Annotated in this window: 15 protein-coding genes and 1 pseudogene; 5 read left to right on the top strand and 11 right to left on the bottom strand. The window is 71.8% G+C overall.

What is annotated here, in order from left to right:
- The first annotated feature begins 15 nt into the window (after positions 1–15).
- Positions 16–5,589, top strand: a complete 5,574-nt coding sequence (gene mads8, locus HUV60_RS11895; protein ID WP_257847458.1) for a methylation-associated defense system ATP-binding protein MAD8 — start codon at positions 16–18, stop codon at positions 5,587–5,589.
- Positions 5,590–5,663: 74 nt separating this feature from the next.
- Here the strand turns inward: mads8 and HUV60_RS11890 are convergent, their stop codons facing one another.
- The 3 genes from HUV60_RS11890 to deoC are packed head-to-tail and all read right to left on the bottom strand — an operon-like array spanning position 5,664 to position 9,167.
- Positions 5,664–6,602, bottom strand: coding sequence for an aldehyde dehydrogenase family protein (locus HUV60_RS11890; RefSeq protein WP_257847459.1), 939 nt, complete (start codon positions 6,600–6,602; stop codon positions 5,664–5,666).
- Entirely contained in the window at positions 6,592–8,163 is a 1,572-nt protein-coding gene (locus tag HUV60_RS11885; protein WP_257847460.1) for an aldehyde dehydrogenase family protein, read from the bottom strand. The genes HUV60_RS11890 and HUV60_RS11885 overlap by 11 nt, the downstream gene beginning before the upstream one ends.
- Before the next feature lie 5 nt (positions 8,164–8,168).
- Entirely contained in the window at positions 8,169–9,167 is a 999-nt protein-coding gene (deoC, locus tag HUV60_RS11880; protein WP_257850081.1) for a deoxyribose-phosphate aldolase, read from the bottom strand.
- A gap of 440 nt (positions 9,168–9,607) precedes the next feature.
- Here deoC and HUV60_RS11875 point away from each other — a divergent pair, with 440 nt between their 5' ends.
- The gene (locus tag HUV60_RS11875; RefSeq protein WP_257850082.1) at positions 9,608–10,183 is read left to right on the top strand and encodes a PH domain-containing protein; all 576 of its coding nucleotides are present in this window, start codon (positions 9,608–9,610) and stop codon (positions 10,181–10,183) included.
- A gap of 416 nt (positions 10,184–10,599) precedes the next feature.
- On the opposite strand, the gene HUV60_RS11870 is transcribed toward HUV60_RS11875, so the two are convergent.
- The 3 genes from HUV60_RS11870 to HUV60_RS11860 form a co-directional block, all read right to left on the bottom strand.
- Entirely contained in the window at positions 10,600–12,249 is a 1,650-nt protein-coding gene (locus tag HUV60_RS11870; RefSeq protein ID WP_257847461.1) for a phospho-sugar mutase, read from the bottom strand.
- Between the two features lie 110 nt (positions 12,250–12,359).
- Positions 12,360–13,184, bottom strand: a complete 825-nt coding sequence (locus HUV60_RS11865; protein ID WP_257847462.1) for a purine-nucleoside phosphorylase — start codon at positions 13,182–13,184, stop codon at positions 12,360–12,362.
- 171 nt (positions 13,185–13,355) lie between these two features.
- Positions 13,356–13,844 (bottom strand): gamma-glutamylcyclotransferase, encoded by a 489-nt coding sequence (locus HUV60_RS11860; RefSeq protein ID WP_257847463.1) that lies wholly within the window; start codon positions 13,842–13,844, stop codon positions 13,356–13,358.
- Between the two features lie 110 nt (positions 13,845–13,954).
- Here HUV60_RS11860 and HUV60_RS11855 point away from each other — a divergent pair, with 110 nt between their 5' ends.
- Complete coding sequence (locus tag HUV60_RS11855; RefSeq protein WP_257847464.1) at positions 13,955–15,403, top strand: NAD(P)H-quinone dehydrogenase; 1,449 nt, start codon at positions 13,955–13,957, stop codon at positions 15,401–15,403.
- 209 nt (positions 15,404–15,612) lie between these two features.
- On the top strand, positions 15,613–16,575 hold the full coding sequence (locus HUV60_RS11850) for a DeoR/GlpR family DNA-binding transcription regulator (protein WP_257847465.1): 963 nt from the start codon (positions 15,613–15,615) through the stop codon (positions 16,573–16,575).
- 75 nt (positions 16,576–16,650) lie between these two features.
- Here the strand turns inward: HUV60_RS11850 and HUV60_RS11845 are convergent, their stop codons facing one another.
- The gene (locus tag HUV60_RS11845; protein ID WP_257847466.1) at positions 16,651–18,423 is read right to left on the bottom strand and encodes an acetyl/propionyl/methylcrotonyl-CoA carboxylase subunit alpha; all 1,773 of its coding nucleotides are present in this window, start codon (positions 18,421–18,423) and stop codon (positions 16,651–16,653) included.
- Between the two features lie 363 nt (positions 18,424–18,786).
- On the opposite strand from HUV60_RS11845, the pseudogene HUV60_RS11840 reads away from it, so the two are divergent.
- Positions 18,787–19,226: pseudogene (locus HUV60_RS11840) on the top strand (hypothetical protein).
- On the opposite strand, the gene HUV60_RS11835 reads toward HUV60_RS11840, so the two are convergent.
- The 4 genes from HUV60_RS11835 to HUV60_RS11820 form a co-directional block, all read right to left on the bottom strand.
- Positions 19,195–19,821 carry a Maf family protein gene (locus tag HUV60_RS11835; RefSeq protein ID WP_257847467.1) on the bottom strand — a complete coding sequence of 209 codons (627 nt, stop codon included), beginning with the start codon at positions 19,819–19,821 and terminating at the stop codon, positions 19,195–19,197. The pseudogene HUV60_RS11840 and the gene HUV60_RS11835 overlap by 32 nt on opposite strands.
- 81 nt (positions 19,822–19,902) lie before the next feature.
- On the bottom strand, positions 19,903–20,031 hold the full coding sequence (mmpB, locus tag HUV60_RS11830) for a morphogenic membrane protein MmpB (protein ID WP_257847468.1): 129 nt from the start codon (positions 20,029–20,031) through the stop codon (positions 19,903–19,905).
- A gap of 150 nt (positions 20,032–20,181) precedes the next feature.
- Positions 20,182–20,391, bottom strand: coding sequence for an acyl-CoA carboxylase epsilon subunit (locus HUV60_RS11825; protein WP_257847469.1), 210 nt, complete (start codon positions 20,389–20,391; stop codon positions 20,182–20,184).
- Positions 20,392–20,407: 16 nt separating this feature from the next.
- On the bottom strand, positions 20,408–22,012 hold the full coding sequence (locus tag HUV60_RS11820; protein ID WP_257847470.1) for an acyl-CoA carboxylase subunit beta: 1,605 nt from the start codon (positions 22,010–22,012) through the stop codon (positions 20,408–20,410).
- Positions 22,013–22,245: the final 233 nt, after the last annotated feature.

Raw genomic sequence — 22,245 nt, 5'->3', positions numbered from 1 at the left:
GGAGAACGGACCACCATGGCACGCGGACTGACCGAGATCACCGAAAGCCAGTGGCGACAGGCCCTGGAACAGGCACTGCTGCCCCGCATCGCCTCCGTGCTGCGACGCAGGGAAGCCGGACACTGCATGCGCGTCGAAGGGCTGCACACCGACCTGGCCGTGAGCCTGTCCCGCAGACTGCACACCGCGGTACCGGAGGCCCAGGTCCACGTCCTCGACCCGGGGACAGCGGACCTCGACGCCGCCGACGTGACCATCACCGGCACCCGGCTCGTGGAACTGCGCAACCCCGACGACACCGGGTCGCTGCGGCCCCCACTGCTGGTCTTCATCCCGCCCGGCACCCGGGCCAGCGCGGAGGACTCCTTCTCCACCGCGACGTTCGAGGAACTGCCTCTGGACGACGTACACATGGCGCTGCGGCAGACCCTGCTCGGCCAGGTGCCCGAAACCCTGCGCCCGTCCGTCACGGAACTGCTCGGCTCCCCGGCGGCCGGCGGACCGAAGGGCGCCGACGCCCAGGCCGCCGTGCGGTACCTGCTCACGCTCCGGGAGAACCACCACCACCCCGAGGCGGCCGGCGCGGCTGTCCACCTGCTCGGCCTCATCCCCGACTTCCGGCTCTTCGCCGATCCCGCACTGGTCGGCCGTAAGAGCACCCGCAACCGCCATGTCGTCGACGCGCTCAGCGACCACGCCGCCACCCCCCGGCAACGGGTCCTCTCCCTGGGCCTGCCCCGCTCCAGTGCGCAGCAGCAGGCCTTCATGAAGCGGCTGGTCGACTTCGCGGGACGCACCTCGTTCGCCGAGCCCCGCCAGTGGTGCCGGTCCATCGCCGTCGAACCGGACAATTGGCCGCTGGGCTTCCACCACTGGCCGGAGCAACAGGACCGGGGCAACCAGCGGATCACCGTCGAAGTCGACGACCTGACCGCCCTGCCGAAGGTCGGCGACAGCGACGAGGACCTGCGGAACCACTCCGTACTGGAACGCGTCTACGGCGCCCGCTACCTACTGCCCGGCGGACTCTCCTCCCTGCCGGTGTCCTTCACCGTGGCTCCCGACACCCGCACCATCACCGGGCTCGCCCATTTCAAGGTCGAGATCTACTCGGAATCGGTGGGGGAAGGAACCGACGGAGACGACGACAGCACCGTGGCGGTCAGCCCCACCGGACTCACCATCACCGTCCCCGCACACCGCCGCACCACCCGGAACGCGCACAGCACCAAGGTGAAACTGAAGCGTGGCCGCCGGGCCACCGAATGGGAGGAAGGCTGGCACTTCGTCCGGGTCACACCCCTGGACGAGCACGGCGAACCCCTGCCCGTGACCCGGACCGGTCGTGGCCGCACACGGCGCACGGAGGAGAGCGACCGCTTCTACGTGGTGCCGGACGGTGAATTCGACGAGCCCCCGGCCCCCCGCGTCCAGCATGCTTCCGGTGTCGCCCAGGCCCTCAACCGGCTGCGCTTCACTGCGCGGGCCGAAGGACGTGATCCCTGGCGCATCACCTGCCGTGATGTCACCTGGGCGAGCACGGGAGCCAAGACCCGTTCCCTGCGCGCATCCTTCGGCGCCGGCGCGCCCTTCCTCCTCGACCTGCCGCGCCGGCTCGCCGAGGCGCAGCAGTCCCTTCTGGCCCGGCCCCACACCCTGACCGGCCCCACGGTCGAGATCGACGCGGCGGACTGGGTGCACCTGAGTCCGCAACCCCGGCCCACAGCGGCCCGCACCGGCCACACACCCGCGTACACCACGTTCCTGCACGCGCGCACCGTCCTGTTCTCGGCGATCACCGGGGAGCGGGCCGGCGAGGACGCCCACGTGTTGGAAGGAAGGGACCCCCGGGGCCTCCGCGCCCCGACCGAGGCATACGCGGAGGCCTATCTGGACGCGCTGACGGCCTGCCTGCGTGCCCTGGAGGACCCGTACGCACGCGATACGGACACGCACCGCGGCGAACTCCACCAGCTGCTAAGCACCGACACCCTGCCCGTGATCTTGGTTGCCCCGGACGGCAACCGCTCGGACGCCGTGCTCGTGGCTCCCACCCACCCCCTGCGGATGCTGTGGGACAGCGGCCACGCAGCCCTGGCCGACCACTGGCTCGGCGAAGCGGAGCACGACGACAGGGCGGCAGTACTGGAACGGCTCGAAGCACTGGAGCGGAGACTGGCGCCGCTCGGCTTCCCCCTCACCGTGCCGCTGGACACCGGAGAACTCACCTTCGCGGCAGGGCTCCTGACCGACTACTGGCAGGTCTGCCTGCCGAGCGAGGCCGAGAACCCGCGCGGCACCGTCGCCAGGATCGCCGTGGCACTCGGAGCGGACGGAGCCGTCACCAGCAGTGGCGATGTGACCGGTGCGAACCTCGCCGACCGCGTCGAGCGCTACATCCGCCTTCACCCCTATGCGGACTCACTGATCATCAACGCGGTGGGTGCCGGCCGCGGCGAACTGCTCACAGACATGCTCATCGCCCTCCAGGAGCGCCGCCACCTGGCCCATCTGCGGTACACGGTGCGGCTGTTCACCTCCGTTCCTGACGATCCCTGGGCAGGAGCCGCCCTCACCGACCTCTTCGCTCCCCGGGACGGGGCGCGCACCGCGGCCGCCGAGGCGTTCTCGACCCCGGGCGATCCGCTGCGCCCGAAACTGTCGGTCGTCGTACGGGACCTCGCCGATCTCACCTCCGGCGGCGAGGGCTTTCCCGCACATCTCAGCTTCCTGTTCGCGCCGTTCGGCGGCGAGCGCCATGACATCGCTCCCGGCCGGCCCGTCTCGGGCCGGGCCGCTGTGCACGGACTCGTGCAGGAGATGACCAGCCACTACAGCGAGGGTGGAGAATCGGCCACCTGGAGCCGCCGCCCCCGGCACGGCGCGACGGACCCGCTGCCCGGCGCGGAGATCACCGGAGACCTGCTGGCCACACTGCCTGCCACCGTGTCGGCCGCCGTGGTCGCGGCCACCGCGGGGGAGCCCCGGCCCGGCATGCTGCCCCAGATCAGCCTCAGCCTCGGGACGGACGACCGCTCACTGCTGCACGACGTGCACCGCATGAGCGACTGGGTGATCACCGTGGACCGCACACTCGGTGCCGAGTACTTCGACCACGGACGCCCGAACCGGGCCGAGTACGTCATCGACTACACAGCCTCCTCGGTGGCGGGTATGAGCAGCCACATCGTGGTCTCCTCACGCTCCGTCGACGAGTTGAGGGCGTTACTCGAACCGGTCCTCGCGGACCGCAGACTGAGCATCGAGCAGCGCCATGTCCGCACCTTCTTTGACCAGCTGCGGGAACTGTCGGGCAACCTGGCCTTCAAACTGGCGGCGCTGAGTGAGAGCGGACGCACCGAGGTGGTGGGGCTGGCACTGGCCCGCCTGTACCTGGAGCACCGCAGCGCGCTGCGGCATCAGATCCTGGTGCCCCTCGACGCGCATCCCGAGCTCTACGCCGAACAGCAGCGGCGCTCGGCCGCGGGCGACACGGAGGTCAGGCTGCACCGTACCGACCTCGCTCTGTTCGACCTGGATGCCGAACGGGCGACCATTACCTGCCGGCTGGTCGAGGTCAAGTGCTTCACCGGTACGGGAGGCCCGGCGTCCCTGGAGTCGACACGGCAGCGGATCCACACCCAGCTGGACAACACCCGGCGGGTGCTCGGCGGACTGTTCGACCCGTCCATTGCTCGCAGCGACCGCCCCCTGCAGAACGTCACTCTGCGCACACTGCTGGGCCACTACCTCGCACGCGCGGACCGGTACGGCCTCTTCTCCGCGAAGGCCCGGGAGGAGGCGCGCTGGCTACTCGACCACTTGGACCACCACTTCACCTGGGAGTTCACCGCTACCGGCCTGGTCTTCGACCTGTCCGCGAACGGACTGGACATCGAAACCGCCGACGGCATCACCTACCACCGGGTCGGCCGGGGGCAGGCACTGCGGATGCTCGACGAGATCCGGACGGAGTATCTGCACGGCCCGGCGGACGAGGCAGAGCGCTCCGAGGCAGCCGGGGAGAGCGAGGACGGAACGGAACCGGAGCGCTCGGGCTCGCAGCCGGGTACGCATCCCGCGCCCCCCGGGGACCGGGATGCCGCGACGGCAGCTACGCTCCGACCGCGGGAACGCGAGCGGACGGTGCCGGACGACCCCGGGCCGCTCCCTCTGGAGACCGAGGACGACGATCCGGGGCGCGGGGCGGAACCGGGCGCGGAGGAAAATGCGGTCGGCGAACCGGAGCAGGAGCCGTCCGAGGCAGAACCGCGGGAGCGGCCGTCGGCGGAGCTCGAACCACAGCGTGCCGACGGCGACGATCCACCACTCCGCCCGGTCCCGGACGTCGGGACCGCGCACACGGTCGACGGCACCGAAGGCCCTGAGGGAACGGCTGCCGAAGTCATGCTGGGCGTCGCCCAGCCCTCACCCCAGTACGGCCTCCTGGGCACCAGTGCGGGCCGCCGGGTCGCCCTGGACCTCTACGAGACCCACACGATGAGCCTGTTCGGCGTCCAGGGCGGCGGCAAGAGCTACACCCTGGGTGCCATCCTGGAGATGGCCTCCCGGCCCGTGCCCGGAATCAACCGGCTCGGCAGGCCGTTGGCGAGCATGGTGTTCCACTACAGCGAGACGTCCGACTACGCCCCTGAGTTCACCAGCATGATCCGCCCCAATGACGACGGGGGGCAGCGGGCCGCCCTGCGACTGCGTTACGGCGCCGAGCCGGTGGGGCTGGAGGACGTGATGATGCTCGTCCCCGCGGAGAACCTGGAGGAGCGGAGGGAAGAGTTCCCGGACCTGGAGATCCGGCCGCTGACCTTCGCCTCCTCCGAACTCAAGCGAAGCCACTGGCGTTTCCTCATGGGGGCCGTGGGCAATCAGGCCACCTACATCCGGCAGGTCAACCGGATCATAAAGGAGAACCGCAAGAACCTCACCCTGGACGCCGTCCGCCAGGGTATCGAGGACTCTGAACTCGCCGATCACCTCAAGAAGCAGGCCAAGGCGAGGCTGGAGCTGGCGGAGAACTTCATCGACGACTCCACCCGGTTGCGTGATCTGGTGCGGCCCGGACGGCTGATCATCGTCGACGTACGCTCCGACGACATCGAGAAGAGCGATGCGCTCGGTCTGTTCGTTGTGCTGATGCAGCTGTTCGCAGAGGCCCGCCAGTCGGACGAGACATTCAACAAGCTCGTCGTCTTCGACGAGGCGCACAAGTACGCGGACAGCGGAGGCCTGGTGGCGGGGCTCGTCTCGAGTGTCCGCGAAATGCGGCACAAAGGGATGTCTGTCATCGTCGCCAGTCAGGACCCGCCGTCCGTTCCGACGGCACTGATCGAGCTGTCCAGTGAAATCGTGCTGCACAAGTTCACATCACCGGCGTGGCTCAAGTACCTGCAGAAGGTGAACACCGCCCTGGGCGGCCTCACACCGCAGAAGATGGCGGCCCTGCAGCCGGGGGAGGCCTACCTCTGGTCGAGCAAGGCGACGGACGAAGCCTTCACTCAGGGAACCGTCAAGATCCAGTGCCGCCCACGGTTCACCGAGCACGGAGGCGGAACCAGAACGGCGTTCGACTGACAGGTAAGGGAAAGCGGGTGGTCCCGGCAAAAAGCCGCCGGTACCACCCGCGTGGGATGTACAGAGCCGCTCGGTCAGTACGCGGAGCCCGAGGCGCCCAGGGAACCCGTCGGGTGCCAGACCGTCTTGGTCTCCAGGAACGCCGTCATGCGGTCCGTCCCCGGCATGGTCGACCAGTCGTCCACAGGCTGTGGACGCAGGACGCGCTTGAGGTTGTCGGCCGCGGCGGTCTCCAGGTCCTTCGCGAGTGCCTCGTCGGCGCCCGCGAGGTCGATCGCGTTGACGTCCTGGTGCGCGGCCAGCGGCGCGGCGATCTCCGCCGTACGGCCGGACAGGAGGTTGACCACGCCGCCGGGCACGTCGGAGGTGGCCAGGACCTCGCCGAGCGAGAGTGCCGGGAGCGGGGCCTTCTCCGAGGCGACGACGACCGCGGTGTTGCCGGTCGCGATCACCGGGGCGAGAACCGAGACCAGGCCCAGGAACGACGACTCCCGGGGCGCCAGGACGGCGACCACACCGGTCGGTTCGGGGGACGACAGGTTGAAGAACGGGCCCGCGACCGGGTTCCCGCCGCCGATGATCTGGGCGATCTTGTCCGTCCAGCCCGCGTACCAGACCCAGCGGTCCACCGCCGCGTCCACCTGTGCCGCGGCCTTCGCCCGCGACAGGCCCTCCGCGTCGGCGACCTCCCGCACGAACTGCTCCCGGCGGCCCTCCAGCATCTCCGCGACGCGGTAGAGGACCTGACCGCGGTTGTACGCGGTCGCCCCCGACCAGCCGCCGAACGCCTTGCGGGCGGCGACCACCGCGTCACGGGCGTCCTTGCGGGACGACAGCGGGGCGTTGGCGAGCCATGTGCCCTGGGGGTCCGTCACCTCGTACACCCGGCCGCTCTCCGAACGCGGGAACTTCCCGCCGACGTACAGCTTGTAGGTCTTGAAGACGCTCAGCCGCGGCTGTTCGGCCGTCCCGGCCCCGCCGGCCTGCACGTTCTTGTCGGTCTTATCGGACATCGAGGTACGCCTCCAGGCCGTGGCGGCCGCCCTCGCGGCCGAATCCCGACTCCTTGTAGCCGCCGAACGGCGAGGTGGGATCGAACTTGTTGAACGTGTTGGACCAGACGACGCCCGCGCGGAGCTTGTTCGCGACGGCCAGGATGCGGGAGCCCTTCTCCGTCCAGATGCCCGCCGACAGGCCGTACGGCGTGTTGTTGGCCTTGGCGACGGCCTCGTCCGGGGTCCGGAAGCTGAGCACCGACAGCACCGGGCCGAAGATCTCGTCCCGTGCGACCGTGTGTGCCTGGGTGACGCCGGTGAACAGCGTCGGCGCGAACCAGTAGCCGTTCTCCGGGAGTTCGCAGGCAGGTGACCAGCGTTCGGCGCCCTCGGCCTCGCCCTGCTCGACGAGCGAGGTGATCCGCGCGAGCTGCTCGGAGGAGTTGATCGCCCCGATGTCGGTGTTCTTGTCCAGCGGGTCGCCCAGCCGCAGCGTGGCGAGCCTGCGCTTGAGGGACTCCAGCAGTTCGTCCTGGATCGACTCCTGGACCAGCAGGCGGGAGCCCGCGCAGCAGACCTGGCCCTGGTTGAAGAAGATGCCGTTCACGATGCCCTCGACGGCCTGGTCGATCGGGGCGTCGTCGAAGACGATGTTGGCGCCCTTGCCGCCGAGTTCGAGCGTGAGCTTCTTGCGGGTCCCGGCGACGGTCCGCGCGATCTGCTTGCCGACCGCCGTGGAGCCGGTGAAGGCGACCTTGCGCACGTCCGGGTGGGCGACCAGCGCGGCGCCCGCGTCGCCGTATCCGGGAAGGATGTTGACGACACCCCGGGGCAGGCCCGCCTGGCGGCAGACGTCCGCGAAGAACAGGGCGGAGAGGGGGGTGGTCTCGGCCGGCTTCAGCACGACCGTGTTGCCGGTCGCGAGCGCCGGCGCGATCTTCCACGCGAGCATCAGCAGCGGGAAGTTCCACGGGATGACCTGGCCGGCGACGCCCAGGGGGCGCGGGTTCGCTCCGTAACCGGCGTGCTCGAGCTTGTCGGCCCAGCCCGCGTAGTAGAAGAAGTGCGCGGCGACCAGGGGCAGGTCGGCGTCGCGCGTCTCCCTGATCGGCTTGCCGTTGTCCAGCGTCTCCAGGACGGCCAGTTCGCGGCTGCGCTCCTGGATGATCCGGGCGATGCGGAACAGGTACTTCGCCCGCTCCGCGCCGGGCAGCGCCGACCAGGTCGCGAAGGCCTTCCCGGCCGCCTTCACCGCGCGGTCCACATCCGCCTCACCGGCCTGCGCGACCTCGGAGAGGACCTCCTCGGTGGCGGGGCTGACGGTCTTGAAGACCCGGCCGTCGGCGGCCTCGGCGAACTCGCCGTCGACGAACAGGCCGTAGGACGGAGCGATGTCGACGACCGCGCGGGACTCCGGCGCCGGGGCGTACTCGAACGCGGACGAGCGCGCGGGGGCGACCTGTGCGGGGGCGGTCCGGGCGGTGGCCCGGACGGTGGCCGCCGGGGTGGTCCCGCCGGCCGCGGCGGCCTGCGCGGGGGCGGTCCTGCTCTTCTTGGTCTTCTTGTTCTTCTTGGTCATGGTGATCAGTCCACCGTCACGTAGTCGGGGCCGGAGTAGCGGCCGGTGGCCAGCTTCTGGCGCTGCATCAGCAGGTCGTTCAGAAGTGAGGAGGCACCGAAGCGGAACCAGTGGTTGTCCAGCCAGTCCTCGCCGACGGTCTCGTTGACCAGCACGAGGAACTTGATCGCGTCCTTGGTGGTGCGGATGCCGCCGGCCGGCTTCACACCGACCTGGACCCCGGTCTGCGCACGGAAGTCGCGGACCGCCTCCAGCATCAGGAGCGTGTTGGCGGGCGTGGCGTTCACCGCCACCTTGCCGGTCGAGGTCTTGATGAAGTCCGCGCCGGCCAGCATGCCGAGCCAGCTCGCCCGGCGGATGTTGTCGTACGTCGACAGCTCGCCCGTCTCGAAGATGACCTTCAGTCGGGCGCTCGCCCCGCAGGTCTCCTTCACGGCGGTGATCTCGTCGAACACCTTCCGGTAGTTCCCCGCGAGGAACGCGCCGCGGTCGATGACCATGTCGATCTCGTCGGCACCGGCGGCGACGGCCTCCCGGACGTCGGCCAGCTTGACGGCGAGCGGGGCGCGGCCGGCCGGGAAGGCGGTGGCGACGGAGGCGACCTTGACCGTGGAGCCGGCGACGGTCTCCCTGGCCGTCGCCACCATGTCGGGGTAGACGCAGACCGCGGCCGTGGCGGGAGCCGTGCGGTCGGAGGGGTCGGGGCGGACCGCCTTCGCGCCGAGCGCCCGGACCTTGCCCGGGGTGTCCGCGCCTTCCAGCGTCGTCAGGTCGACCATCGAGAGGGCGAGGTCGATGGCGTACGCCTTCGCGGTCGTCTTGATCGAGCGGGTGCCGAGCGAGGCGGCACGCGCCTCCAGGCCGACCGCGTCGACACCGGGCAGCCCGTGCAGGAAGCGGCGCAGCGTGCTGTCGGACGCGGTGACGTCGCCCAGCGCGGCGGGGGCACCGACCCGCTCGGGCGCCGGCGGGGGCTGGGGGGAGGAGGGTGCAGTGGAGGACATGGTCACCAGACGAGCATATCTACGCGCGTAGCAGCTGTACAGTCCTCCGTCCCGTCCGGCGACAGGAGCGGGCCCCGCCCGGCTTCCGCCCGCCCCCGCCCGGCTTCCGCCCGCCCCCGCCCGGCTTCCGCCCGCCCCCGCCCGCCCCCGCCCACCGCCTGCCGGTGCGGCTGCGGGTGTCGGGCAGAATCGGGGGCATGACGACCCCCGAGCCTCAGCCGTCCGACCGGGAGCCCGCCGAGCCCGCCCCGTCCACCGAGCCCGCCGACGGGACGGAGGACGGCAGCGCCTCCACCGGGTCCGCTGCCGCCTCCGAATCCGCGGAGTCCTCGGCGGGACCGGAGTCCTCGGCGGCCTCCCCGGCCGCGGCTTCGGCGGGCCCGGAAAGCCCGGCGGACCCGGAGGCGGCGGCGGGCCCGCAGCCCAGGTACGCCGACCGGGTGTACCGGTCGACCTCGGGGTTTGTCGGCGGTGCGCTGATCCTCGGCCTCGTCTGCTGGCTCGGCGTCGACGCCCTGCTCGCCGGCGAGGGCGACGCCCCGTGGCTCGCGCTCGCCGCGCTGCTGTTCGTCGTGCCCCTGGTGGCGGCCTACACTCTGGTCCCCGCGGTGTACGCCAACGAGGACCGGCTGCGCGTCCGCAACCCGTTCCGCACGATCGTGCTGCCCTGGGGGCAGGTCTCCTCGCTGCGCTCCGGCTACACCAACGAGGTCTTCTCCGAGGCCGGCGCCAAGTACCAGCTGTGGGCCCTGCCCGTGTCGCTGCGGGCCCGCAAGAGGGCGGCACGACGGCTCCCGCAGGCCTCGGACCGTGCCGCGCCGGGCGCCGGGGCCTCTCCCGGCGGAGGCGGACGGGCGGGGACCGACGGCTCGATGGACGAGCTGCGCGAGCTGCGCGAGAGGAACGCGGGCGAGGCGCACGCCCAGGGCGAGGCGAGCGTGCGGTGGGCCTACGAGATCATCGCCCCGTCCCTGGCCGGCGCCGTGCTGCTGGCGGTCCTGCTGGCGCTCGGCTGAGGGACCGCGAGCGGCTCGGGCCCGGCTGACGGTTTCCGTCGTTCGTACGAAGAGCGGGTCCGCGGCCGTCCGGTGCGTGCGAGCGCAAGGCGCCCCGGCGACGCGGCCGGACCCCTCCCGCTCGCAGAGCCCGGGGAAGTGCGTGCGGGCGTCGCCGGGGCGGCCCGCCCTCCGGTGAGCCCTTCGAGGCGGAGTCACCCGGGCCGCGATGCCGTCCCCGCCTCGCCCCGTGGCCGGCCGCACCGGCCCCCGCGCTCCGGCCGGGCGGGTGCCGGCGCCCCGCCCGGCCCCGCCCCGCGCCCCGCCGGGCCGGGCAGGCCCCGGGGCGGCACGCAGGAGGGGCCGCCGTGTCGGCGGCCCCTCCTGACGTTTTCCCGTTCCCGCGTGTGTCCCCGAGGCCTGCCGGAGGCTGCCGCTCAGATGCCGGCCGCCGCCTTCAGGTCCCGCTTGATCGCGGTCAGCAGGGCCGTCGCCTCGGTGCGGGCCGCGGGAAGGCCGTCCCGCGCGGCGACCGGGACGACGACCTCCAGGTAGCACTTCAACTTGGGTTCCGTACCGCTCGGGCGGACGATGACGCGGGCGCCCCGGAGGGTGTAGCGCAGGCCGTCGGTGGGCGGCAGGGTGTCCGTGCCCCGGGTCAGGTCCTCGGCCTCGGTGACCGGCAGGCCGGCCAGTTCGGCCGGGGGGTTCTCGCGCAGCCGGCGCATCGCGTCCGCGATGAGGGACAGGTCCTCGACGCGGGCGGAGAGCTGGTCGGTGGCGTGCAGGCCGTGGGCCACGGCGAGGTCGTCGAGGAGGCCCGGGAGGGTGCGGCCCTCCTCCTTCAGCTCGGAGGCCAGCTCGGCGAGGAGGAGGGCGGCCGTGATGCCGTCCTTGTCGCGTACGCCGTCCGGATCGACGCAGTAGCCCAGCGCCTCCTCGTAGCCGTAGCGCAGCCCCTCGACCCTGGCGATCCACTTGAAGCCGGTCAGCGTCTCCTCGTGCGGCAGGCCCGCCTGCTCCGCGATACGGGCGAGCAGGGCCGACGAGACGATCGACTCGGCGAACGTGCCCCTCACCCCACGGCGGACCAGATGGGCGGCGAGCAGCGCCCCCACCTCGTCGCCGCGCAGCATGCGCCACTCCCCGTCGACGCCCCCGGCGGCGGTGTCCTTGACGGCCGCGGCGCAGCGGTCGGCGTCCGGGTCGTTGGCGATGACCAGGTCGGGCCCGGCCGCGCGGGCCGTCGCGAAGGCCAGGTCCATCGCGCCGGGCTCCTCCGGGTTGGGGAACGCGACGGTGGGGAAGTCCGGGTCGGGCTCGGCCTGCTCGGCGACCAGGACCGGCTCGGGGAAACCGGCCCGCGCGAAGGCGGCGAGCAGGACGTCCTTGCCGACGCCGTGCATCGCCGTGTAGACCGTGCGGGCGGTCCGGGGGGAACCCTCGGCCAGGACCGCGTCCGTGCGGGCGAGGTAGGCGTCCAGGACGGAGTCGTCCAGGATCTCCCAGCCGGAGTCGGGACGGGGCACGTCGTCCAGGGAGCCGACGGCCGCGATCCGGTCGGCGATCTCCGCGTCCGCCGGGGGGACGATCTGGGAGCCGTCGCCGAGGTACACCTTGTAGCCGTTGTCGCGGGGCGGGTTGTGGCTGGCGGTGACCTCGACCCCGGCGACCGCGCCGAGGTGCCGTACGGCGAAGGCGAGCACCGGCGTGGGCAGGGGCCGGGGCAGGACGGCGGCCCGCAGGCCGGCGCCCGTCATGACGGCGGCGGTGTCGCGGGCGAAGTCCGCCGACTTGTGACGGGCGTCGTAGCCGATCACGACGAGGCCGCCGGCGTGCCCGTGCCGCTTCAGGTACGCGGCGAGGCCGGCGGCGGCGCGGATGACGACGGCCCGGTTCATCCGCTGGGGGCCGGCCCCCAGCTCGCCGCGGAGGCCCGCGGTGCCGAACTGGAGGGTGCCGCTGAAACGGGCGGTGAGTTCGGTGACGTCGCCGGCGTCGAGGAGCGCCGCGAGTTCCGCGCGGGTCTCGGGATCGGGGTCCTCGGCGAGCCAGGTGCGGGCGCGAGCGGTCAGGTCGTCGTGCACGTGTCGGTCAGCCTCTCGGAGGATTCGTTGCGTCGTCGCCCCGCCCCGCGAAGGCGGCCCGGGACGGGGTCCACAGGTCCCGTGGAGGGTCCCTGGAGGGGGTTTTCCCCTTACAGGCGACCCAGGACCTGGGCCAGGAGGGTGCCCATCCGGGCGGCCGAGTCGCGGCCCGCCTGGAGGACCTCCTCGTGGTTGAGGGGCTCACCGGTCATGCCGGCGGCGAGGTTGGTGACCAGGGAGATGCCGAGCACCTCCGCGCCCGCCTCCCGTGCCGCGATGGCCTCGAGCACCGTCGACATGCCCACCAGGTCCGCCCCGATCGTCCGTGCCATGCGGATCTCCGCCGGGGTCTCGTAGTGCGGGCCGGGGAACTGGGCGTAGACGCCCTCCTCCAGGCTGGCGTCGATCTCCTTGCACAGCGCCCGCAGCCGCGGCGAGTACAGGTCGGTGAGGTCGACGAAGTTGGCGCCGACGATGGGGGACGTGGCCGTGAGGTTGATGTGATCGCTGATCAGGACCGGCTGGCCGGGGCGCATGCCCTTGCGCAGACCGCCGCAGCCGTTGGTCAGGACGACCGTCTTGGCGCCGGCGGCGACCGCGGTGCGGACGCCGTGCGCGACGGAGGCCACGCCGCGGCCCTCGTAGTAGTGGGTGCGGCCCAGGAAGACCAGGGCGCGCTTGGTGCCGAGGCGGTAGGACCGGACCGTGCCTCCGTGGCCCTCCACCGCGGGCGGCGGGAAACCGGGCAGCTCGGTGACCGGGAACTCGGCCCCGGGGGTGCCGAGGGCGTCCACGGCCGGTGCCCAGCCGGAGCCCATCACGAGGGCGACGTCGTGGGTCTCGGCGCCCGTGAGCTCGCGCAGGCGCGCGGCTGCCGCGTCGGCTGCGGCGTGGGGGTCGCCCTGGATGTCGTCCGGAAGAAGAGAAGCGTTCACGCGGATGAGAGTAGCCGGTGTTCGCCTACGCGCGTAGATGTCGAAGCTCACGGGCTCGCGATCGTTGTCTTGTCGTTTCCGGCGAGATCGTGACCGACTTTGGCGCGCAGCTTCGTACGAGCGGGTTCGCACGAGGGGCGCGAGGGGAGGCGCGGGGGTGTGCGGCCGGGGTCAGCAGGGGCGCTTGCGCAGTTCCATCACGTAGTCGTGGGGCGCGCCGGCGGACTCCGCCGCGTCGGCGACCTCGCCCAGGTAGCGGGCCGAGGGCAGGCCGCCCTCGTAGGTGTTCAGGACGTAGGTCCAGGCGGATTCCTCGCCGTCCAGGGTGTGCACGCGGACGCGGGTGCGCCGGTATATGTCCAGGCCCGTGCCCTCCCAGCGGTCGAGGGACTCCTCGTCCACGGGGGTGATGTCGTACAGCGCGACGAAGACCTGTGCGAAGTGGTCCTCGACGATGGTCGCCAGGGCCCCGTTCCCGCTCCCGTCCTCGGTCGGGAGGCCGCCGCCGGGGCCGCCCGACCGGGGCAGACCCCGGTTCTCGCCCCCGAAGGTCAGGCGCCACCCGTTCAGCCAGCCGGTGGCGCGCAGTGGCGAGTGCGGGGCGCGGCGGGACATCAGCCGCGCGTCGAGGTTGCCGGCGTAGGCGGCGTAGAGCGACATGGTGGAGAGCGTACGGCAGCCGCACCACGGGCCACTTCGGCAACAGGTCCGGTAACAGGGGGGCCACGGCCGGACCCCCGGGGCGGTCGCCCGGTGCGGTGTGCGGGACAATGGAGTACGTGACTCGGATCGTGATCATCGGTGGCGGACCCGGCGGATACGAAGCGGCGCTGGTCGCCGCGCAGCTCGGCGCGGAGGTGACCGTCGTCGACAGCGACGGCCTGGGCGGGGCGTCGGTCCTCACCGACTGCGTGCCGTCGAAGACCCTGATCGCCACGGCCGAGGTGATGACCACCTTCGACTCCTCCTACGAGGAGCTGGGCATCATCGTCGCCGACGACACCCCGCCCGAGAAGCAGGCCGCCCGGGTCGTGGGCGTGGACCTGGGGAAGGTGAACCGCCGGGTGAAGCGGCTGGCCCTGGCCCAGTCGCACGACATCACGGCGTCCGTGACGCGGGCCGGTGCGCGGGTGCTGCGCGGCCGTGGGCGGCTCGAGGGCATGCAGGCCCTGGACGGCTCGCGCAAGGTCGTCGTCCGGGCCGCCGACGGGACCGAGGAGACGCTGACCGCCGACGCGGTCCTCATCGCCACCGGCGGCAAGCCGCGCGAGCTGGCCGACGCGTTGCCGGACGGCGAGCGCATCCTGAACTGGACCCAGGTGTACGACCTGAACGAGCTCCCCGAGGAGCTCATCGTGGTCGGATCCGGTGTGACCGGCGCCGAGTTCGCCGGCGCGTACCAGGCGCTGGGCTCGAAGGTGACGCTCGTGTCGTCGCGCGACCGGGTGCTGCCGGGCGAGGACCCGGACGCCGCCGTGGTGCTGGAGGACGTCTTCCGCCGACGCGGCATGAACGTCATGGCGCGCTCGCGCGCGCAGTCCGCCAAGCGGGCCGGGGACCGGGTGGAGGTGACCCTCGCGGACGGGCGGGTCATCACCGGGTCGCACTGCCTGATGGCCGTCGGCGCCGTCCCGAACTCCGCGGGCATGGGGCTCGAGGAGGCCGGGGTCAGGCTGCGCGAGTCGGGGCACATCTGGACCGACCGGGTCTCCCGCACCAGCGCCCCCGGCGTGTACGCGGCCGGTGACGTCACCGGGGTCTTCGCGCTGGCGTCGGTGGCGGCGATGCAGGGGCGCATCGCCATGTACCACTTCCTGGGCGACGCGGTCGCTCCGCTGAACCTGAAGACCGTCTCGTCGAACGTGTTCACCGACCCCGAGATCGCCACCGTCGGCTACACCCAGGCCGACGTCGACGCGGGCAAGATCGACGCGCGGGTCGTGAAGCTGCCGCTGCTGCGCAACCCCCGCGCGAAGATGCAGGGCATCCGCGACGGATTCGTCAAGATCTTCTGCCGGCCGGGCACCGAGATCGTCGTGGGCGGCGTGGTGGTCGCGCCGCGCGCCTCGGAACTGATCCACCCCATCTCGCTCGCGGTCGACAACAACCTGACGGTCGAGCAGATCGCGAACGCCTTCACCGTGTACCCCTCCCTGTCGGGATCGATCGCCGAGGTGGCACGGCAGCTGCACACACGGAAGGTGCCCGGGGAAGCCTGACGGACCGGACCCGGCTGCCGGACGACGCCCCACCAGCCTCCGTCACCTTCTTTTTCTTCACGGAAGTCGGGGGTGCGCGTGCGATGGGGGCGATGCAACCAGGCCACCACTTGGCGCTTATACCACTTGACGGTCGGGCGTGCGAACAACTTCTGCTATTCAGCGCAAAGTGCTGAAAGCAGACGGTCGCTGGAGTTACTGTCAGTTTCGTGTTCGCTGCAGAACGTCGTCAATTGATCCTCGAAATGGTGCGAGCGAACGGGGCCGTGTCGCTCCGTGAGCTCGCCCGCGTCGTCCATACCTCCGAAGTGACCGTACGGCGGGACGTGCGCGCGCTGGAGGCAGAAGGACTCCTCGACCGCCGGCATGGCGGTGCGGTACTGCCGGGTGGTTTCACGCGAGAGTCCGGCTTCCCGCAGAAGTCCCATCTCGCGACCGCCGAGAAGACCGCCATCGCCGACCTCGCCGCGAGTTTCGTGGAGGAGGGCGAGGCCGTCGTGGTCGGTGCGGGCACCACCATGCAGGAGCTGGCGCGCCGGCTGGCCCGGGTGTCCGGGCTGACCGTCGTCACCAACTCCCTGCTCGTGGCCCAGGCGTTGGCGCACGCCAACCGGGTCGAGGTGGTGATGACCGGCGGTACGCTGCGCGGCTCCAACTACGCCCTCGTCGGCAGCGGTGCCGAACAGTCCCTCCAGGGGCTGCGGGTGTCCAGGGCCTTCCTCTCCGGGAGCGGGCTGACCGCCGAACGCGGGCTGTCCACGTCCAACATGCTGTCGGCCTCCGTCGACCGGGCGCTGGTACAGGCCGCCGCGGAGGTGGTGGTTCTCGCCGACCACGGCAAGCTCGGCATGGACACCATGTTCCAGACCGTGCCCACGGACCTCATCACCCGCCTGGTGACGGACGAGCCGCCCGCGCACGACGACCGCGCGGGCACCGAGTTGCAGGCCCTCGCCGACCAGGGCGTCCAGATCGCCGTGGCCGGAGCGCCGGGAGGTGCCGCGGGCCCGGGGGGTGACGGGGCCCCGGCACGGCAGCAGCAGCGCCGGGACATGCCGCTGCCGGGGCCGCGCCGACAGGGGCCGGGGCTGCGGTCGGCGGTGGGCCGGGGGGCGGCCGAGCAGGCCCAGGGCGCGGAGCGGGCACGGGTCGCGGACCTGCGCAGGCGGTGAGCGGGGGCAGCCCGTGACAACAGGGCGCCCGGCGGACCAGGCAGGTCCGCCGGGCGCCCTGTCGTGTCGTACGGGTCAGTCCTTGATCTCGCAGATGACCGCGCCGGACGTGACGGACGCGCCGACCTCCGCGCTCAGGCCTTTGACGGTGCCGGAGCGGTGGGCGTTGAGGGGCTGTTCCATCTTCATGGCCTCCAGGACGACGACGAGGTCGCCCTCCTTGACCTCCTGGCCCTCCTCCACCGCGATCTTCACGATGGTGCCCTGCATCGGGGAGGCGAGGGCGTCGCCCGAGGCCGAGGGACCGGACTTCTTCGCCGCCCGGCGCTTGGGCCTGGCCCCGGCCGCGAGGCCCGTGCGGGCCAGCGACATGCCGAGCGAGGCGGGCAGGGAGACCTCGAGACGCTTGCCGCCGACCTCGACGACGACGGTCTCCCGGTCGGCCTCCTCCTCGGCCTCGGCGTCCGCGCCGGCGGTGAAGGGCTTGGTCTCGTTGACGTACTCGGTCTCGATCCAGCGGGTGTGGACCGTGAACGGGTCCCGGGAACCGGTGAGTTCGGGGGCGAACGCGGGGTCCCTGACCACGGCGCGGTGGAACGGGACGGCGGTGGCCATGCCCTCGACCTGGAACTCGTCCAGGGCGCGGGCGGCCCGCTGGAGCGCTTCCTCGCGGGTGCGGCCGGTGACGATCAGCTTGGCCAGCAGGGAGTCCCAGGCCGGGCCGATGACCGAGCCGGACTCGACGCCCGCGTCCAGGCGCACGCCCGGGCCGGACGGCGGGGCGAACGTGGTGACCGTGCCGGGGGCGGGAAGGAAGCCGCGGCCCGGGTCCTCGCCGTTGATCCGGAACTCGAAGGAGTGGCCGCGCAGCGGCGGGTCGTCGTAGCCGAGGACCTCGCCGTCAGCGATGCGGAACATCTCGCGCACCAGGTCGAGGCCGGAGACCTCCTCGGTGACCGGGTGTTCCACCTGGAGACGGGTGTTGACCTCCAGGAAGGAGACCGTGCCGTCGAGGCCGACCAGGAACTCCACCGTGCCGGCGCCGACGTAGCCGGCCTCCTTCAGGATGGCCTTCGAGGACGAGTAGAGCTCGGCGACCTGCGCGTCGGACAGGAACGGCGCCGGGGCCTCCTCGACCAGCTTCTGGTGGCGGCGCTGCAGCGAGCAGTCACGGGTGGAGACGACGACCACGTTGCCGTGCCGGTCGGCCAGGCACTGGGTCTCCACGTGCCGCGGCTTGTCCAGGTAGCGCTCGACGAAGCACTCGCCGCGGCCGAAGGCGGCCACCGCCTCGCGGACCGCGGACTCGTACAGCTCCGGGACCTCTTCGAGGGTGCGGGCGACCTTCAGGCCGCGGCCGCCACCGCCGAACGCGGCCTTGATCGCGATCGGCAGGCCGTGCTCCTCGGCGAAGGCGACGACCTCGTCGGCGCCGGACACCGGGTCGGGCGTACCGGCCACCAGGGGGGCGCCGGCGCGCTGGGCGATGTGGCGGGCGGCGACCTTGTCGCCGAGGTCGCGGATGGCCTGCGGCGGCGGGCCGATCCAGACGAGTCCGGCGTCGAGGACCGCCTGGGCGAAGTCGGCGTTCTCGGAGAGGAAGCCGTAGCCGGGGTGGATGGCGTCGGCTCCCGACTCGCGGGCGGCCTTCAGGACTTTGCCGATGTCGAGGTAGCTGGTCGCGGGAGTGTCACCGCCCAGGGCGAACGCCTCATCCGCTGCGCGGACATGCAGAGCGTCCCGGTCCGGGTCCGCGTAGACGGCCACGCTCGAGATACCGGCATCCCGGCAGGCCCGGGCCACGCGGACAGCGATTTCGCCACGGTTGGCGATGAGCACCTTGCGCACGATTGAGGCTCCCTCCTTGAAACAAGCCGAGTTTAGGGACTGCCGACACGGCACTACGACCCGTCCCCCATGGTGAGCTTGCCCACACGGAGCGTGATTCGAGGCTCGCTCGACCCGCGAAATCCCATGTCGCGCCTTGGTACGCAAGACTCCTCCGGGAAACCCTAGCCCTCCCATGTGGCCAAGGTCTCTGCGAGAGCGTGCTGCGGCCCACTCTGTTTTTTGTCGAGTCCCTACGAATGGCCCAATGGTTCTTTGCCGGTCGTGAGGTCCTTGTTCCTGGCCTTACTCGTCAGTAACGTTCACGCCGCCCCGGACGTACTCGGGGTAACCGCAGTCGTGGCCGAAAGCGGGTGGGGGCCGGTGGTTGGCAGACCGGTGGCGCGGATCGTGGCACTCGTGCTCCTCGCCGAGGCGCTCGGCATCGGTGCCCTGAACTGGCTCCTCGGGACCGTCGTCGACCGGCAGGACATGTCACTGGCCGGCCTCGATCCGCACACGATGTCGGTGTCCTCGAAGGCCGGCGGCATCGTCTTCGGGCTGCACTTCGCGTGGTGCGGCCTCCTCGCGCTGCCGGCCGCCCTGCGCGACCGCGCCCCCTCCGGGCCGGGCCGGGTCCTGCTGATCAGCGCCGCCGTGGTGCACGCGCTGCTGGGCGCCTTCGCGTGGGGCCGGTCGGCGCGTCCGCGTTCCTCTGCGTGACGGTGGTGTTCGCCCTCGTCGTGCTGCCGCTGGTGACGTACGACCCCGACGGCGGCGGCAGCTCCCCGGTCACCTCTCCCGCGGCGCCCACAGCTCGGTGATGCCCACGTCCAGCCGGGCCAGCAGGCGCCGCACCAGCGGCAGGCTGATGCCGATGACGTTCCCGTGGTCGCCGTCGATGCCCTCGATGAACGGGGCCGAGCGGCCGTCCAGGGTGAAGGCCCCCGCGACATGGAGCGGTTCGCCGGAGGCGACGTAGGCGGCGATCTCCTCGTCCGAGGGTTCTCCGAAGCGGACGACGGTGGACGCGGTGGCGGAGGCGTACCGGCTGCCGCCCCCGGCGGTGTCGTAGACGCAGTGGCCGGTCTGCAGGACCCCCGCGCGGCCTCGCATCGCCTTCCAGCGGGCGGTGGCCTCCTCGGCGTCCGCGGGCTTGCCGAGGGCCTGGCCGTCCAGCTCGAGCACCGAGTCGCAGCCGATCACCAGGGCACCGAGGACCTCCGGCTTCGCCGCGACGACGGAGGCCTTCGCCTCGGCGAGGGCGAGGGCCAGTTCGGCCGGGGTGGGTGCGGTGACGGCGTCCTCGTCGACTCCGCTGACGATCACCTCGGGGGTGAGTCCGGCCTGGCGGAGCAGCCCGAGCCGGGCGGGGGACTGGGAGGCGAGCACGAGCCGGCGGCGAGGCTGATCTGTCATGCGATCAGCGTATCGGCGCATCCGCCCACCGGCGTGTCCGGACGCTCCGCGGAAGCCCTGCCGGACCTCTCGCGGCGCGTCTCACCGCACGCCGATCATGATCATCGCGAGGACCATGGCCAGCGCCACGAGAACGCTCAGCCGCCGCAACATCTCCTGCGTGTCACGCAGTTCCTTCGGCGGCTCGTTCTCGGGGTCGGACCACAGCATGCCGCCAGCGTGCGGCTGAGCCGGGGGAGGGCGCCTGAGTACAGGTACTCATGTTGGGGCGCGGGGCGCGGGGCGCGGGGCGCGGGGCTGTGCGCCCGCGCGGGGGAGCCGCACACCGGACAGCCCCGCGCCCCTGGGACCGGCTGCGGCTCAGCTCGGCCAGTATGTGCGTGACCAGGCCGCCGGCCCCGGCTGGGGCAGGCGGTGGCCGGCGAGGCGGGACGGGTCGGACCAGGAGTCGCGGGGAACGGGCGCGCCGGACGGCACGGCGGACGCCGCCGCGGCGCGCACCCGGACCACCGCCAGTGCGGCGGCCAGCTCCTCCGGGGTCGGGTTGCCCCGTACGACCTTGATCGTCATGGTGGCTCCAACAGGCCTAGAGAGGGATGTTGCCGTGCTTCTTCGGAGGCAGGGAGCCTCGCTTCGTCCGCAGTTGACGCAGCCCGCGGACGATGTGCCGGCGGGTGTCCGACGGCATGATCACCGCGTCGATGTAGCCGCGTTCGGCCGCCACGTACGGGTTGAGCAGCGCGTCCTCGTACTCCTGCATCAGCCGGGCGCGGGTGGCCGCTCCTTCTCCCTCCCCGGCGGACTCCGATTCGGCGATGGTGCGGCGGTGCAGGATGTTGACGGCGCCCTGCGCGCCCATCACCGCGATCTGCGCGGTGGGCCACGCCAGGTTGATGTCGGCGCCCAGGTGCTTGGAGCCCATGACGTCGTAGGCGCCGCCGAAGGCCTTGCGGGTGATGACGGTGATCAGCGGGACGGTCGCCTCCGCGTACGCGAAGATCAGCTTGGCGCCGCGCCGGATGATGCCGTCGTGCTCCTGGTCGACCCCCGGCAGGAAGCCGGGCACGTCGACGAAGGTCAGGACCGGCACGTTGAAGGCGTCGCAGGTGCGCACGAAACGGGCCGCCTTCTCGGAGGCGGTGATGTCCAGGCACCCGGCGAACTGCATCGGCTGGTTGGCGACGATGCCGACCGGACGGCCCTCCACCCGCCCGTACCCGGTGACGATGTTCGGCGCGAACAGTGCCTGCGTCTCGAAGAACTCCCCGTCGTCCAGGATGTGCTCGAGCACCGCGTGCATGTCGTACGGCTGGTTCGCGCTGTCCGGGACGATCGTGTCAAGCTCCCGGTCCTCGTCGGTGACGGTGAGGTCCGCCTCCTCCGGGTATGCCGGCGGCTCGGAGAGGTTGTTGGACGGCAGGTACGACAGCAGCTGCTTGACGTACTCGATGGCGTCCTTCTCGTCGCCGGCCATGTGGTGGGCCACACCCGAGGTGGAGTTGTGGGTGCGGGCGCCGCCCAGCTCCTCGAAGCCGACGTCCTCGCCGGTGACCGTCTTGATGACGTCCGGCCCGGTGATGAACATGTGCGAGGTCCGGTCGACCATGACCGTGAAGTCGGTGATCGCCGGGGAGTAGACCGCGCCGCCCGCGCACGGGCCGACGACCAGGCTGATCTGCGGGATCACCCCGGAGGCATGGGTGTTGCGGCGGAAGATCTCGCCGTAGGCGCCCAGCGAGGCCACGCCCTCCTGGATCCGGGCGCCGCCGGAGTCGTTGATCCCGACGACCGGGCAGCCGGTCCTCAGGGCGAAGTCCATGACCTTGACGATCTTCTGTCCGTACACTTCGCCCAGCGCTCCGCCGAAGACCGTGAAGTCCTGCGAGAACACGGCGACCGGGCGGCCGTCGACGGTGCCGTAGCCGGTCACCACACCGTCGCCGTAGGGGCGGTTGGCGTCCAGCCCGAAGTTGGTGGAACGGTGCCGGGCGAACTCGTCCAGTTCGACGAACGACCCCTCGTCGAGCAGCAGACCGATCCGCTCCCGGGCCGTCAGCTTGCCCTTGGCGTGCTGCTTCTCCACGGCACGTTCCGAACCGGCGTGCGTCGCCTCGTGGATGCGACGCCTCAGATCCGCGAGCTTGCCCGCGGTCGTATGAATGTCGGGCTGCTGCACTTCCGGCTCGGACATCGGGATACGGCTCCCTGCCTGCTCAAAAGGGGGGACGGTTACTCATCCGTAGCGTAGCGGGGGCCTTCGGGATCGGCAGTGCGGTCTATCCCACACTGCTTTCCCCTTCACAGGGCGGGGAACGGGCTGAGGTCCGCCCTGACCCGGTCCGGCGGTCCGCACCGGTCCGGCCTCGCGGCTGCGCCCCGGTCACCCGGTCTCATGATCCGGTCTCCCGGCCCGTCCCCGCTGCG

It is taken from the genome of Streptomyces sp. KMM 9044, assembly GCF_024701375.2.
Lineage (GTDB): Bacteria > Actinomycetota > Actinomycetes > Streptomycetales > Streptomycetaceae > Streptomyces.
This window is presented reverse-complemented; position numbering and strand designations above follow the sequence as displayed.

Bases quoted from the DNA above. Each gene is read 5' to 3' on its own strand.
- HUV60_RS11860 (WP_257847463.1), bottom strand. From the start codon at position 13,844: ATGTCGCTCTACGCCGCCTACGCCGGCAACCTCGACGCGCGGCTGATG.
- HUV60_RS11820 (WP_257847470.1), bottom strand. From the start codon at position 22,012: ATGTCCGAGCCGGAAGTGCAGCAGCCCGACATTCATACGACCGCGGGC.
- HUV60_RS11835 (WP_257847467.1), bottom strand. From the start codon at position 19,821: ATGACAGATCAGCCTCGCCGCCGGCTCGTGCTCGCCTCCCAGTCCCCC.
- mmpB (WP_257847468.1), bottom strand. From the start codon at position 20,031: ATGCTGTGGTCCGACCCCGAGAACGAGCCGCCGAAGGAACTGCGTGAC.
- HUV60_RS11890 (WP_257847459.1), bottom strand. From the start codon at position 6,602: ATGTCCGATAAGACCGACAAGAACGTGCAGGCCGGCGGGGCCGGGACG.
- HUV60_RS11855 (WP_257847464.1), top strand. From the start codon at position 13,955: ATGGAGTACGTGACTCGGATCGTGATCATCGGTGGCGGACCCGGCGGA.
- deoC (WP_257850081.1), bottom strand. From the start codon at position 9,167: ATGTCCTCCACTGCACCCTCCTCCCCCCAGCCCCCGCCGGCGCCCGAG.
- HUV60_RS11885 (WP_257847460.1), bottom strand. From the start codon at position 8,163: ATGACCAAGAAGAACAAGAAGACCAAGAAGAGCAGGACCGCCCCCGCG.
- mads8 (WP_257847458.1), top strand. From the start codon at position 16: ATGGCACGCGGACTGACCGAGATCACCGAAAGCCAGTGGCGACAGGCC.
- HUV60_RS11825 (WP_257847469.1), bottom strand. From the start codon at position 20,391: ATGACGATCAAGGTCGTACGGGGCAACCCGACCCCGGAGGAGCTGGCC.